Source organism: Streptococcus hongkongensis (assembly GCF_053206145.1).
The window spans coordinates 40,775-56,237 of the sequence record NZ_JBRUGD010000011.1 but is presented as its reverse complement, the minus strand read 5'-3'; the positions used below and the strand labels follow the sequence as shown (position 1 = coordinate 56,237).

Here is a 15,463-nt window from a genome sequence, read left to right as displayed (position 1 = left end):
TGTTAAGCAAAATAGGCAACCAATTCACCTTTTTCATTGTAAGCAAGCATACTTAAAGATAAGTTTCTGATGATACTATCTTTGATGTTTTCACGAAGGTATTTATATGACTCTAAAGCCTCCTTATGAAATTCATAAGTTGTATTTCGCTGCGCAGAATGGCGACTACTTACAAGGACACGGAATTGTTGTAAATAGTCAACTTGTTCAATCCAAGCTTGGTCAATGGCTTTCAAGATGGCCATCCTTTGGAAATTAATATAATCTTGTTTTTGAATAAATTGAGCCGCTTTATCGTTCATCTCTTTTAAGAATATCTGACTCAATTTATCCTTAACCGCTGCATGATTAGTTAAATCAAGATTTCCAAAGCCGTCAAAATGATAGGTCAGATTATCATAGATAAAACGTGACAAGGTTTCTTCGTCCAATTTCGGATGATTTTTCAAAAACGCTGATGTAACGTGATCCAAAATCTCTAAAAGGTTAACTTCTTCGAGTTTTTCTTGACCAATGAGCTTGTTACGCATACTATAAACAAGTTCGCGCTGCACTTGAATGCTTTCATCCAACTCAACTGCATTTTGTCTGGCCTCACGCCCAGAAGAATCGCTGGCTTCCTGAGCATTCTCAAGCATTCTCACATATCGTTTTGATTGCAACTGCTTTGGATTAGTCATATCCATTTTAGGTAATTGCTTTTTCAGGTAATCCATCAACCAAGTTGGTCCCCATTTAATCAATAAGGCATCCTCTAAAGAGACAAAAAACTGACTCATTCCAGGATCTCCCTGACGACCTGAACGACCACGCATTTGTAAATCAATCCGTTTACTAGACATCCGCTCTGTGCCGATAACAGCCAATCCACCTAAGGCTTCAACACCTTCACCCAACTTGATATCTGTACCACGACCAGCTATGGCTGTTACGACAGTGACATTACCAAGTTGTCCAGCTTCAGCAATCATTTCAGCTTCCTTAGCTGTATTATAGGCATTTAAAACACTATGTGCAATCCCTTCTTTTAATAGGAGATGTGAATAAATTTCTGACATTTCAACTGTTGCCGTTACCAATAGAATTGGTTGCTTGGTGTCATGGATTTTCTTTATGTAGTCCATTGAGGCCACAATTTTTTCAGGTAAACTAGTATAAATCTTATCTGGGTAATCAATCCGTTGAACAGGACGATTGGTTGGAATCGTAATTACTGGCATATTATAGGTCGCAATAAATTCATCATCTGCAACCTTTCCTGTACCTGTCATACCACTCAATTTCTCAAATAACTTAAATAAATTTTGATACGTAATAGAGGCCATCGCTCTGGTTTCTGGAGTCCTTTTAACCTCCTCTTTAGCCTCAATCGCCTGATGTTGACCAGCCTGAAGCTTCGTTCCTTCTAACACGCGCCCACTAATGGCATCTAGCAAAATGACCTCATCATCTTCAATCACATACTCTTCTTCTTTTTTATATAGACAATGTGCCTTTAAGGCAAGGACTAAGTGTCGCACAATCTCTGTATGTTTACTGTCAAAAAGACTAGCAATCCCAAAGAAACGTTCAGCCTCATTGATTCCTTTATTAGTTAACCAGACATTACTTTTATCATCATCAAATTGATAATCATCACCTTCTTCTAGAGTGGTAATAAATGTATTGGCAATCGTGTAGTAATTAGACTGTACTCTAGGTGCCCCAGAAATAATCAAGGGCGTTTGAGCACTATCAAGCAAAACAGAATCCACTTCATCCACTATAGCATAATGAAAGTCTCTCAAAAATTGCTTATCAGCTGCATCAGCCAAGTTTTGCATTAAATAATCAAATCCTAATGTATAGTGAGTGGTATAAATAATGTCACTGTAATAAATATCTCGTTTTTCTTGAACCGTCAATTTTTTCAAAGGGTTTTCCGGTACACCGATTGCAACACTTAACCCCAACCATGAGTAGACTTCACCCATTTCAAGTCCATCACGACGTGACAAATAAGCATTTGTCGTTATAACCATTGCCCCCTTACCTGAAAGGGCATTAAGATAGGTAGGCATTGTTGCCGTAAGTGTCTTACCTTCACCAGTCTTCATCTCTGCAATATTGCCATAATGTAAAGCAATACCACCCATGACTTGGACATCATAAGGAAACATCCCTAAGACTCTTCTATCTGCTTCTCTCACTACCGCAAATGCTTCTGGTAAGAGACTATTAACTGTTTCGCCATTGCGAAGGCGGTCTTTAAATTCTTGTGTTTTTTCTTTTAAAGCTTTATCAGTCAATTTAGCCATGGTATCTGCCAAGGCATTGACTTTTTTCAAATCCTGCTGAATAGAACGTAATCGGATTTGATTAATTGATAATTTTTCAGTTAAGCTCACTTATGGTAGCTCCTTTTATTTTTCATGCTCAACCAACTTTTCTAAGGTAAATGACTGATCTATTAGTTGGGAAAAGAAATCTGGTAAATCAGAATCACTGGCCTTTTGATAAGGAACAATCTCAGCATATTTTTTAGACTTGTTTAGAAAGGCTTGTAACTCTGACAGGTCTTGTCGCTGACTATCTTCTCTTAAGGAATCGAAGTCTACTTGTCTGTTAATGAAAAGCTGACCTTTTTGATAGTAATCATGGAAAAAACAAGCAGCTTGATTTGATCGCTTCCCATATCCTATCCAGTTGATTGATTGACTGGGATGGGTTTCAAGAATAGACTCTAGTTTCGTTTTTTGATAGCTAATAAAGTCATCCGTCATATAGGCTGCTGGATCAATCGATAAATTGGCAAAAACGAGTACCGACTTATAGGTTGATAAGAATTTTTCTGAAAGTGTTAGTCCCACGCCACGATCACTTTCTAGGAATAGAATGGCTAATTCATCACTAGTCGTTTCTTCTTCAATCAATTGACTGTAGTAAGGCAACTCATTTGCCATTGACTGGTTATCTTCAAGAATCAGTAAATTATTAAAAATGAATGCTGTACATGACACATTAATTAATTCAATTTTATAAGAATATGCCCTAGCTGGATAAGTAAATTTCCCACTAATTCCTTTTATAATTTGTTGATTCAACAACTCTTTGCGACGGTTATAAAAACTAAGCCTTACGTAAGGAGCATTTGTCCCTTTGGATTCTAACAGCAGGCATAAAGTGTACTCTTGATTTCGTCTTAAACGTGGTAACTGAGGAATATCACGATCGCCTTGATAGTTTGTCATTGAATGCCATGAATGAATAATTGTCCCAACAGGTAGGTAGTCTTGTTTATAGGAAATGCGATTGCCTGCCAAACGCCTAATATCAACCCCATATAAATAACTACCGCTTTGCAATTGTCCCCAAGGTATAATATGCCCTTGAATAGCTAAAGGTATCATCTTGGTCTCCTTCCAAAATCTAAACTCATTATGCGAGCGTACTGGTTGAGGAACCATTGGTTGATTGAGCCACTGTTATCATTATGTCGCCCTTCAACTCCTTTTGAAATAACCTTAACTGGTTTTCCTTTGATATGGTCAAGAAGATCATAGTAGGCTGTTGAATCATAGTCATCATTTTTCATATAAGCAATAGCAAATAAGGTACCACTTAGGTCAGCTTGATCAAAAGAATCCCAAAACTTGTTATTAATCATGTCAATATGCTTTTGGTCCAAGCCGCCAGTTAATAATTTTACCATATCAAATGCTGTCCCAAATTCATCAGGTCGAACACGGTAACCATTTAAAGCAATATTCCCTAAAGAAAACAAGGGCTTACCAATGATTACTGCGTGAGGTTGTAATTTACTAGCATAGTAGGAAGCACCAAATGTTCCCATTGATAAGCCAGATAAAATCAACTGCTCTTTAGTAAACTGCAATTCCGTCAACTTATCTTTAATAAACTCAGTGACTTGATTTTCTAATTGGTCCGAGCCCATATAAAAGGACCCACCCTCAATCCGAGGATCACCAATTAAAATAAATGGTGCATTCATATTTGCCATCATCCAATACCCTTCAAACCCTTCGGCTGATCGGTAACCAGAAAAATAAACATTCAAAGGTGGTTTCATGTCACCAGGACTAAAATAAGCAATCAATTCCTGCCGCTTATCATCCACTAATCGTTGTCCGCCAGCAATAAATGCACCTGCACCAAGTCTAGTCCATCGCTGATGAAGAGCGCCAATTTTTAATTGCCCTTGTCCCTTAGCCAACAGAACAACTGACAAATAAGTTGTACTATCGCCATCGTCAATGATGAGTTGTTTTTCCAAATCTTGTCCTGAAAAAGAACGAACACGACTGATCTCAGAAGAACCACCCACTAAACTATAAACTTTTAATTGTAGTTCAATACTCGCATCTTTAATAAACTCAAACCACATTTCTAAAGGCTGGTTTTTTTCATGAACAATGTTATAACGCCATGTCAAAAGTGATGTGAAATCATCTCCAAACTGACCTTGAAGGGTGATATATGAATTGCCTTCATATGACACGTCCCCCGAAAATGATTCGAAGACATCAACGTGAGACATGTTCTCACTTGCCCCAGCTTGTCCAGGAAAATGACTTAGCGCTAAGTGGTTGATCACTTCCTGAGGCTGATCCATATTCAAGGCTTCAGCTTTTCGGTACCTAAAGAGAGGGTTCTCTTTACTTTTTTCTGCTAGTTTTTCATCATAAAAAACGGAATATGAGGTTGCAAAAGGTAATAAATCCATCATATCTTCTTTTGGGAAGTGATGATCCGTAAAAATGAGCAATCCAAACGGTTTAACTGGTTTTCCTTTTTTATTAAAGAAATGCTCTTGATAATGATTAAAATCAGCGTGGTTCCAGACCATATTATCAGGTATCTGGCAACTATCACTCCAGTTATTTTGACCAATTTGGAGAACTTTAATTTTCTTTTTGGCCATAATTACCTTGCCCTTCTAATGCCTTCGTCCACTTTTCAATCAAAGCTGGACCAGTAAATTCTGCAATTCGTTCAATCGAATACACCAAGGATTTATTCCAATTTTTAAGCCCTGTGAAGAAATAATTGATGGCTTTTTCTAGTTCATCACTACCTGTGACAATATAGCCGTTCTCCTTATGAATCACATAATCAGAAACAGAACTGTTGATTTGTGGAAGGCCTGAACTAATTGCTGCAATCTGATGGTATAAATCAGGTTCTCGATTCAAATCAATCAGCAAACGGGTGGTTGTCAACAAATAAATTAAATCATTTTCATCCTTAATGATCTCTAATCTAGCTCTAGGTTGGACTTTTTTTTCTTCTTTAGTCGGCAATTGTTCCTCAGGATCTACATCTACTTCAGGAATATAGTGCTCAATAAGATCGTCAAGAAGCTGGTTAAGCACTTGCGTTCGCACGGGATTATTTTCATAAGTCCCTAAAATGAGACTAATCCATTCATTAGCCTGCATCATTTTAAAGATTGTCTTCAAACTCGTTTGCAACTCACTATCTGATAGCCCATCTGCAAAGAAATAAATATCTAATTCTTTGCGCCGCACACTAAGCCCCAGCTCAAAACGGGTATCAAATGGTGACACCTGAATAATTGGCTTTTGTTGTGATTGCTTCTGCATTAATTGCTCCAAGAGTTTCGTATTTTTATGATTATCCGAGATTAGTAAATCAGCATCTGTGACAATGTCTTTAAAGCCAGCAACATCTCCTTCTAAGGGAAAACGATCTTGGAAGAAAGAATAAATAACTTTTTGAGACGTTTCCGCAAATAAGTCATTATGTTGTGAATGAGCAGCTAAAACCAAATAATCCTCAGCAGGCAATTGACTTAATTTTTCTGCAAGAACCTCTTCAATGACGTCACGCCAATCACTATAAGTAGGTTTGCTCAGTAAATCAACAGTTTGCTGATTGACGATAATTCTGTCTGCTCTGCCATCTTGAAATTCTCTAAAACGCCATTGTCCTCTTTTATCTAAGTAGTCTTGATGGTCTGCTTGGCCATTTTTAAAATAAAGAATAGAGGATAAAAAACCACGATCATCAAAAATATAATTGCATTTTTGCGTTAGTGCATCATCTTCGAAAAAGACTATTTTGTAAAGATAGCCCCCATCCGCAAAATGAATCCGTGCATGGACAGTACCTTTGATAATAACGGTCACTGTGAAAGGTGAGTAAATGAATTCAGCATTATCTGGCCACTTGAATTCACGCCAATTTAGCATAACTTGCTGGGCACCTTGCGTATTTTGAAGTACATCAAATAAAGACCATGAAGGTACTTCAAATAGCCCTTTTTGATGCAAAAAGGACCTGAGATTTGGTGAGTAATTTAAAACTAACACATTAACATCTTGTTGATTATCAAAAAACACTTTAACTTGGTTGACGGTATCGTCAAATTGTAGCCTATGATTTACAAAGCCCCATTCCTTTGTATCATCGTACCAAACGCGATCTGTCGGGTACCAGGCTGGAATAAAATGGTACATAATTTATACTCTCTCATTTATAAAATATCTTCGTACTGTTTGTTTAATTTGAGCATATTGATTTGATCAAAAATCGAAAATAGCAAAGTTGCAATAATTAATGTCATCCCCGGTAAACTTGAAATGGTTTGATTTAATTTAAAAATGTAACCAATAACCAGTGGAATACCAATCACTACCACTGTATATAACCCACCTAAAATACCAATTTGCTTGACCTTTTCATTTAAAAATCGAAACGTGTCTTGTCCAGGACGAATGCCATGAATATAGTCACCCATTTCCTGTAAGTTTTCGGTCAGCTGATCCGGTTTAATATTGACCAAGGCAAAGCCGACAGTTAACAGAAATAGGATTACTAAATAGATACCTAATCCAAATGGTCTTCCAATTTGAAAATTGATGATTAAAAAACGCAATAAATCGTTTTTCGGAAAAATCATCGTTAATCCTGAAAATAAATACTGTGGAAGAACTAGCAAAGTCATTCCATACATAATAGACATCCCTCCTGCAACATTTAGCTTGATAGGAATGTAAGATTTATGAGCAAAATCATTATGAATCATAACTCGCTCCAATGGAATACGATATTCTGCTCTTTCCAAGAAAACAGTCACCACCAGTGAAATAAAACAAAATACAAAAATTGTTCCATAACCTAACAAATGATTCATAAAGAAAAGATCTGCATGTATTGACTGAGTCAATCTAGCTGGTAAGCTCGATAACAAACCAACTAAAATTAACATACTGGAACTGCCAATCCCATATTTGATATTTAAATTAGCGATCCACATGATCACATAACAGCCAGAAATAATCACAAGGGTGACTAACATGACAAATGTTGTTCTACTAAATGGAAGGACCTTATCTTGAAAGGTCATGAAACTTAAAATCCCTAATGCTTGGACAATACTAATTGCTAGCATTAGTATTTTTTTCCAACGGTCTGAAACCCTCGTAGACATTTTCTTAATATTTAATTTTTTACTAGTACTTAAAAATCCCCAAATAATCATGGTGGACATCCATGGTCCCAATCCTAGACTAAAAAGTGATAATTGCGAAAAATCACCACCAGTTATCAAGCTGGCTACATCGATGAGCTGTCTCCCATGTCCACCAACGCCAAATTCTCCCAAATTGACAAGTGGTAGTGGGATATGTCTACCTAATAGGTAGATAAAACTAATAATAGCTGTAAAAGCGACTTTTTTTGGCAAAGCCGATTTTACAATTTGCCTTTTGGCTGTCATTCAATTACCCCAATTCTACATTAATTGAACTTTTTTCATATACGTCTCTATTGTACCACAAAGAGCTTTTTTGCGTTTGACTTTTTAATCAAAACACCAGATGAAGACGCCTTCATAGTAACTTTATGTGTTCATTGACCAAACCCAGTACAAATCATCTACTCGAAAATAAGAAAACAGAAGAGCATAGCTTCGTTCTCTTCTGTTTTCCTTATTCCGATGAAACTGTATGGAGTAACTTTTTGACTACTCCATTACTCAATTTTCTAACCTTACGATTGAGGGAAACTGTTTTTCCCTTATCCACCGATTCCGTAGGCGAAAAGGGGCAATCAACAGCTTATTTGCTGTTAATTTGCTCCCTTTTCTAGCCTACGGAACCCTCCATTTCATACGAGATCAATCTATTCAGCTCCACTGCGTATTCCATTGGTAATTCTTTGGTGAATGGTTCGACAAAGCCCATGACAATCATTTCTGTGGCTTCGCTTTCTGACAAGCCTCGGCTCATCAGGTAGTAGAGTTGTTCTTCTGAGATTTTCGAGACTTTAGCTTCGTGTTCTAGGGCGACTTGTGAATTATGAATTTCATTAAATGGGATAGTATCTGATTTTGATATATCATCCATTAGTATCGTATCACATTCAATATGGGACACCGATTTCTTGGAATTCTTATTAAAAGTAACTTGACCTCTGTAATCAACTTTACCACCGCCTTTGGCGATTGACTTAGAAACAATTGAAGACGAGGTATGTGGTGCATTATGAATCATTTTGGCACCGGTATCTTGGTGTTGGCCTGCGTTAGCAAAGGCTATTGATAACATGGTGCCACGCGCTCCTGGTCCATCCAGGTAAACTGATGGGTATTTCATAGTCGTTTTTGCACCTAAGTTCCCATCAATCCACTCGACTGTTGCATCTTTTTGAGCCTTGGCCCGTTTTGTGACTAAGTTATAAACATTATCAGACCAGTTTTGAATAGTTGTGTAACGCATATAAGCACCATCTAGAGCAAATATTTCAACAATTGCAGCATGCAAGCTATTGCTTGAATAAGTTGGTGCTGTACAGCCTTCAACATAATGCACACTTGCTCCTTCATCAACAATAATTAAAGTCCGTTCAAACTGACCAGTGTTTTCATTGTTAATTCGGAAGTAAGTTTGAAGTGGAATATCCACCTTAACACCTTTTGGTACATAGATAAAGGTCCCACCTGACCAAACAGCTGAGTTTAAGGCTGCTAATTTATTATCAGTTGGAGGTACTAATTTTGCAAAGTATTGTTTGAACAGGTCCGGGTATTCTTTTAAGGCTGTATCTGTATCTGTAAAGACAATGCCAAGTTTATCATACTCTTCCTTCATGTTATGGTAAACCACTTCTGATTCATATTGAGCTGATGCTCCCGCTAAGTAGGCACGTTCAGCCTGTGGAATTCCAATTTTTTCAAAGGTATCCTTGATTTTTTCTGGAACATCATCCCATGAACGAGCAGGTCTGTCTGACGCTTTTTGATAATAAATGATATCATCAAAATTAATGTCAGATAAATCAGCTCCCCATGTTTGCATGGGCATTTTATTAAAGGTCTCTAACGATTTAAGACGAAAATCTAGCATCCATTCTGGTTCATCTTTAGCTTTTGATAATTCTCTGACAACGGCCTCATTCAATCCTTTTCCGGTAGAATAAATCGGTTCGACATCATCGTGAAAGCCAAATTGATAGTCTCCCAAATCAATTGCTTGGGGTTCTACTTTTTCATTGATTTCAGACATATATATTTTCCTTTTTCTAATTGTGGCTTTTAGTTTTGGCGACTACGCTCGATTGCTTTTTCAAGTGCATGCCAAGCCAAGGTTGAGCACTTGATGCGTTGCGGGAATTTAGAGACACCTGCTAACAACTCAGCTTCTCCTAGCAATGCTTGCTTAGGATCTTCTTGTCCTTGGACCATTTGGGAGAATAGCTGAGCTAACTCCAAGGCCTGGTCCTTAGTTTTACCAATTACAGCATCTGTCATCATACTTGATGACGCAGTTGAAATGGTACAGCCATCCCCCGCGAAGGCAATGTCCTTAATCACTTCACCATCAAAATCGACAGTTAAACTAATCACATCACCACAGGTTGGATTGTTTAGCAAGACTGCTTCTACACCTTCCAATGTTCCTCGGTGATGAGGATTTTTTGAGTGATCGGCAACGACTGCCATATATAAACTATTTAGCTTAGAGAGTGCCATTAAAGAACTCCTTTGTTTTTATGATTGCTTCAACTAACTTGTCACAATCTTCTTTTGTATTATAGATATAAAAACTTGCTCTAATCGTTGATGAAACGCGTAAGTAGCTTAACAATGGTTGCGCACAATGATGACCAGCTCTAACTGCTACACCTTCATAGTCTAAGGCGGTTGCAACATCATGTGGGTGTAAGCCATCTATATTAAAAGCAATCACGCCTGTGTGTTCTGCTGGATTAGCTGGTCCATAGATGGTTAAACCGTCAATGGCAGCAAGTTTTGGCATAACATATGCAACAAGCTCTGCTTCATGCTTAGCTATTGCATCCATACCAATTGTGTCGAGATAATCAACAGCAGCGCCAAGCCCAATAGCATCAGCTATATTTGGTGTGCCGGCTTCAAATTTCCAAGGTAAGTCTTTCCAGGAAGCTTCTTGCTCTGAGACAAAATCAATCATCTCTCCCCCAAACTCAATGGGATCCATTTGATTTAAGAGAGCTTCTTTTCCATAAAGCACACCAATCCCTGTTGGGCCAAGCATTTTATGGCCAGAAAAGGCTAAGAAATCACAATCAAGTTCTTGAACATCAATTGCCATATGAGGCACTGATTGAGCCCCGTCCACCACCATGTAAGCCCCAACTGCATGGGCCAATTGAGTAATCTCTTTTATAGGATTAACTGTTCCAAGTACATTTGAAGCATGTGCCAAAGACACAAATTTAGTCTTCTCAGTCAACTTGCTTTTAAGGTCATCCATATCCAATTGACCATCTCTTAAGTAGACATAAACCAATTCTGCACCTGTTGCCTGACAGGCTTGTTGCCATGGAATGATATTTGAATGATGCTCCATGACAGAAATCAAAACTTGGTCACCGGCTTGTAGAGTTGATTTAGCAAACTGTGCAACCCAGTTTAGACTAGTTGTTGTCCCTCTTGTAAAAAGAACTTCTTTGGTCGACTTGGCATTGATGAAACGAGTAACTTTTTCGCGACTAGCTTCATATGACCGCGTTGCACGCTCAGCCAAGGTATGAACACCCCGATGAACATTGGCATTGTCTTCTAAATAATAAGCTTGCACTTTTTCCAATACCTGTATTGGTTTTTGACTGGTTGCAGCACTGTCCAGATAAACAAGGGCTTCATCGTTGACGACCTGATTTAAGATAGGAAATTCTTTTTTTACTTGAATTGGGTCTAACATTGATACTCCTTTTCTCTGACACTATTATTTAGTTTATAATTTATCATCTAATACGGTAATAATTCGTTCTCTGACTTCTTTAACTGGTATTTCAGTAATAACTGCTCCTAAGAAACCACGGATAACTAACTTTTCAGCAGTATCTTGATCCAAACCACGACTCATTAAGTAGTACATGTCCTCTGGATCAACCTGACCAATAGAGGCTGCATGTCCGGCAGTTACCTCATTTTCATCAATTAGCAAGATTGGATTGGCATCACTTCTTGCTTTATCTGAGAGCATCAAAACACGACTTTCTTGTTGCGCATCTGCTCCCTTAGCCCCCTTAATAATATGGCCAATCCCATTAAAGGTCAAGGTTCCACGGTCTAGGATTACCCCATGTTGAAGAATGTGTCCCACAGAATTACGACCATAATTGGTAACACGGGTATCAATCCCTTGAACTTGTCGTCCTGCAGAAAGGGCAACAACTTTCAAGTCAGCGTGACTGCCTTCACCTAGCAAATCACTGTCAAAGTCTGCAATTACATTGCCGTCATTCATGACACTGAGCGACCAATTGATTGTGGCGTTGGCCTCTAATTTTCCTCGGCGACTGATGTAAGTTGTGACATCTGCACCAAGTCTATCGATAGCTGAGAATTTAACCTGACTACCCGCTTTTGCAATGACTTCGACGGTAATATTAGCTGTCGCTTTAGCAGTTTGTCTACCGATGCTTTCAAGTTGCTCAAGATAAGAAAACTTGCTTTCTTTCCCTGCTATAATCAAGATGTGCTTGTTAAATGGGACATCGCTATCGCTGTCCTGTAAGAATACACCTTCAATTGGCTCCGCGATTTCCATGAAATCTGGCACATAGAGTACAGCCGCACTGTTAAAGTAAGCTGTATGGTAAGCAGAGAGCTTATCTTGATCGAAACTGACAGCTGAACCAAAATGTTCCTCAATAACATCTGGAATTTCTTCCAAAGCCGAGTAAAAATCTGTGAAGACCAGTCCTTTTTCAGCCAATGCATAGGGAACTTGTTCCAAGACAGTTTGTGTCCCCACTTGAACCAATTTAGGATTATCTCCCATTACCATGAAATCTGGGACTGCAGTTATTTCTGTATTTTCAGAAATAGTTCCATCACCCAAGTTCCATCTGTGAAATTTAACTCGCTCAATGGTTGGGAGAGGTAAGTCTTCCATTTTATTAAAAGCAGCTAAGCGTAGCTCTTGCAACCATTGAGGCTCAGCTTTTGACTGTGAAAATGCTTTAATTGTTTCTAATGTCATAATGATGTTTCCTTTTCTACGGTTTCTTATTGATTGTCTTTTTGTCCGTTCTTTTCTAATGCACAGACACTCACAAAACTAAAAAACATCATCATACTTCTTCTTTGTAATCAATACCTAACTCACCGGCAATTGTCTTATAACCTTCTTTTTCAAGACGCTCTGCTAATTCAGGTCCACCAGATAAGACAATGCGCCCTTCCATCATCACGTGAACGCGATCTGGTGTGATGTAATTCAAGAGACGTTGGTAATGAGTGATAATCATTGCACCAAACTCTTTATCACGCATTTCATTAACACCTTTTGAAACAACTTTTAAAGCATCAATGTCAAGTCCTGAGTCAATCTCGTCTAATAAGGCAAATTTAGGTTCTAGCATTAGTAATTGTAAAATTTCATTACGTTTCTTTTCACCACCAGAGAAACCTTCATTGAGGTAGCGCTCTGCCATTTCTTCTTTCATTCCAAGCAGTTCCATTTTCTGGTCTAACTTTGTAATAAAGTTTCGAACTGAAATTTTATCCTCATCTACTTTACCTGCATTCATTGCTGCACGAATAAATTCGGCATTGGTAATCCCTGGAATTTCTGATGGGTATTGCATGGCCAAAAACAAACCTAAGCGTGCTCGTTCATCAACTTCAAGTTCTAAAATATTCTGACCATCTAAGAGAATCTCTCCCTCAGTAACTTCAAAATTAGGATTACCCATGATAGCTGCAGACAAGGTCGATTTCCCTGTTCCATTTGGTCCCATAATTGCTGCAATTTCACCTGTTTTTAATGTCAAATTCACACCTTTAAGAATCTCTTTATTCTCGATTGAAACGTGCAAATTTTTAATTTCTAAAGTAGACATTATTTACCTCATCTATTCTATAGAATCCTTTTCTGAAAATTTAAGGGTTCTAATCTTTTTAAACCATTACTTTTATTATAACAAAAAAAGCCTTGGAAGGCTTTTCTATCGCTTATAAAATCAGTGTTTTTCTTTCCATTTATCCATTATCTTTTGCCTGTAGTCACTATTTCCGATAAATTTCAAAAGCTTAAAAAGTGGTGTCCTTTTCTCTCCCCAAATTTCCAACCCCTCAATCAACACTTCCAGTCCAAATAAAAGACCAAACATTAACAGGACGCCACCAATTCTACTAGAGACATTCAGTAGCAAAGAAACCAGTGAAAACAACATGGCTATGCCATAAACAACTAAAACAGCACCGCGATGGGTAAAACCCATAGATAAAAGTCGATGGTGTAAATGCATTTTATCCGGTTCATAGAACTTTTTACCAGATAGACTCCTTCGGATAATCGCTACCGCGGTATCCATAATTGGGACACCTAAGATAATCACTGGTGTCACTACCACAACAGCTGTAGCATTCTTTAAACCCTGTAGTGAAAGAACACCAATCATGAAACCAATGAATAAGGCACCCGTATCTCCCAAGTAGATGATAGCAGGATAGTAATTATAAGGGAAAAAGCCAACGATTGCCGCCACCAGTATTAGGATTGTCAGTGTCAAGTAAAAATCTGTCTGTGGCAGGAAGAAAAAGGAAACTACTGCCATGGTCAACAAGCTAATGATTGATACGCCAGAAACCAACCCATCCAACCCATCTATCAAATTGATCGCATTTGTAATCGAAGCAATCCATAAGACCGTTAGAATATAGGTAACGATAGGACCAAATTCTAATAAGGGACCTCCAAACGGGATTTTAAAGGAATCAAATCGAAAGGTCGTAAAGGCCCAAATAATAGAAGCGCCAAAAATAATACCTAACATTTTTAAGCGTGGGGAAATATCAAAAATATCATCAATTAGACCTGTCACTGTAATCATGAAGGCACCCATAACAACAGGAAGAATATAAGAAAAATAACTAGCCTGTTCTTTTATTAAATCAGGTGTCACTTTAGGCATAAAAACTAAAGTTGCAACCATAAATGAAACGAAAATTGCTATTCCGCCACTACTTGGCATGGGAACTTTATTAATCCGTCTAGCATTTGGGTTGTCAACCGCACCAATTTTGAAAGCTAGTAATCGTACAATCGGTGTCAAAATCAGGGAAATTAAAAGCGCACCAATTAAAACGAGGACATGATTAAAGGTAAAAGGGAACATACGTTATTACACCATCTCAATTTTTTTTAATTCTTCAATAGCAGCATCTTCAATTAATTGAACAGCATGTTCTTGCAAGTAAGCTCTTGTTCTGATACCAGGATTGGCATGTTCAATCAGTCGTGCATAACAAATGTTAGCATAATAAGATGGTTGGTTTTGAATATCCAATAAAACAGTCATGTGGTAACTATTATTTTCCTTATAAAGTTCTGATGCTTCAATTGGAAAATCAATGGTGTTAGCAAAATGAATAGCATCCTCAATTGTAGCAAAGTTCAAGACAAAATGAACATAGTCTAACGATTCGTCAAAGTCATCCTCATTGGAATCATTGGCTTGCTCCAGGGTTTTCGCATCTTCAATCATCTCTTCAAGCTTTTCTAATTTTTGATGAGCATCAACATCCCCTTTTTCCATCATATTTTTTTCAATGGTTTTGAAAAAATCTTCTGGTGTCATTTGGGAAATATCACCCAACTCAGCTAAATCTTCAAAGTTAATGTCTTTATTTAATTCTGATTTCGTGACAAAAACATCTAATCTATCTTTCCGAGGTGTCACTCGGAAACTAAGCATACCACTGTCCTTAAAGTTTTCAGGAAGATCCAACTCATCCATGACAGCATAGAAAAATTCTTCAGTTTTTTCTTGAGGAATCAAAAAATCTTTTAACTCCATTCCTCTTTCTTCTAAGTCATCCATACTGATTGTAATTTTTAGCGTCGTTTCGCTGATTTGTTTCATTTCCATAATTCATACCTCGCACGCGTAGTCATTCTATTATACAAGAATTACCACCATTAAGCAATTTTTCATCCTGAACTAA

Annotated in this window: 12 protein-coding genes; all 12 read right to left on the bottom strand. The window is 37.8% G+C overall.

The window, feature by feature from the left end:
- Positions 1-2: 2 nt before the first annotated feature.
- The 12 genes from secA2 to mecA all read right to left on the bottom strand — a co-directional run bounded on the left by secA2 (position 3) and on the right by mecA (position 15,387).
- Positions 3-2,387 carry an accessory Sec system translocase SecA2 gene (gene secA2 / locus ACVRZD_RS07815; protein ID WP_447450412.1) on the bottom strand — a complete coding sequence of 795 codons (2,385 nt, stop codon included), beginning with the start codon at positions 2,385-2,387 and terminating at the stop codon, positions 3-5.
- Positions 2,388-2,402: 15 nt separating this feature from the next.
- Positions 2,403-3,389, bottom strand: coding sequence for an accessory Sec system protein Asp3 (gene asp3, locus ACVRZD_RS07810; RefSeq protein ID WP_052128154.1), 987 nt, complete (start codon positions 3,387-3,389; stop codon positions 2,403-2,405).
- Positions 3,386-4,921: an accessory Sec system protein Asp2 gene (asp2, locus tag ACVRZD_RS07805; RefSeq protein WP_037626809.1), complete on the bottom strand. Its 1,536-nt coding sequence runs from the start codon at positions 4,919-4,921 to the stop codon at positions 3,386-3,388. Before asp2 ends, asp3 begins: the two co-directional genes overlap by 4 nt.
- Positions 4,902-6,479, bottom strand: coding sequence for an accessory Sec system protein Asp1 (gene asp1, locus ACVRZD_RS07800; protein WP_037626812.1), 1,578 nt, complete (start codon positions 6,477-6,479; stop codon positions 4,902-4,904). The genes asp2 and asp1 overlap by 20 nt, the downstream gene beginning before the upstream one ends.
- 17 nt (positions 6,480-6,496) lie before the next feature.
- A complete protein-coding gene (gene secY2, locus ACVRZD_RS07795) occupies positions 6,497-7,741 on the bottom strand; it encodes an accessory Sec system protein translocase subunit SecY2 (protein WP_447450411.1) in 1,245 nt (414 codons plus the stop codon).
- Between the two features lie 367 nt (positions 7,742-8,108).
- A complete protein-coding gene (gene sufB, locus ACVRZD_RS07790; protein WP_447450410.1) occupies positions 8,109-9,527 on the bottom strand; it encodes a Fe-S cluster assembly protein SufB in 1,419 nt (472 codons plus the stop codon).
- Between the two features lie 29 nt (positions 9,528-9,556).
- Entirely contained in the window at positions 9,557-9,994 is a 438-nt protein-coding gene (gene sufU / locus ACVRZD_RS07785) for a Fe-S cluster assembly sulfur transfer protein SufU (RefSeq protein ID WP_037626814.1), read from the bottom strand.
- Positions 9,981-11,207, bottom strand: coding sequence for a cysteine desulfurase (locus ACVRZD_RS07780; protein ID WP_447450409.1), 1,227 nt, complete (start codon positions 11,205-11,207; stop codon positions 9,981-9,983). Before ACVRZD_RS07780 ends, sufU begins: the two co-directional genes overlap by 14 nt.
- 33 nt (positions 11,208-11,240) lie before the next feature.
- A complete protein-coding gene (gene sufD / locus ACVRZD_RS07775; RefSeq protein ID WP_037626815.1) occupies positions 11,241-12,494 on the bottom strand; it encodes a Fe-S cluster assembly protein SufD in 1,254 nt (417 codons plus the stop codon).
- 91 nt (positions 12,495-12,585) lie between these two features.
- Positions 12,586-13,356 (bottom strand): Fe-S cluster assembly ATPase SufC, encoded by a 771-nt coding sequence (gene sufC / locus ACVRZD_RS07770; protein WP_037626817.1) that lies wholly within the window; start codon positions 13,354-13,356, stop codon positions 12,586-12,588.
- A 120-nt stretch (positions 13,357-13,476) separates the two neighbouring features.
- Positions 13,477-14,634, bottom strand: coding sequence for a glycosyltransferase family 4 protein (locus tag ACVRZD_RS07765; RefSeq protein ID WP_447450408.1), 1,158 nt, complete (start codon positions 14,632-14,634; stop codon positions 13,477-13,479).
- A 6-nt stretch (positions 14,635-14,640) separates the two neighbouring features.
- Positions 14,641-15,387: an adaptor protein MecA gene (mecA, locus tag ACVRZD_RS07760; RefSeq protein WP_037626821.1), complete on the bottom strand. Its 747-nt coding sequence runs from the start codon at positions 15,385-15,387 to the stop codon at positions 14,641-14,643.
- Positions 15,388-15,463 lie beyond the last annotated feature (76 nt).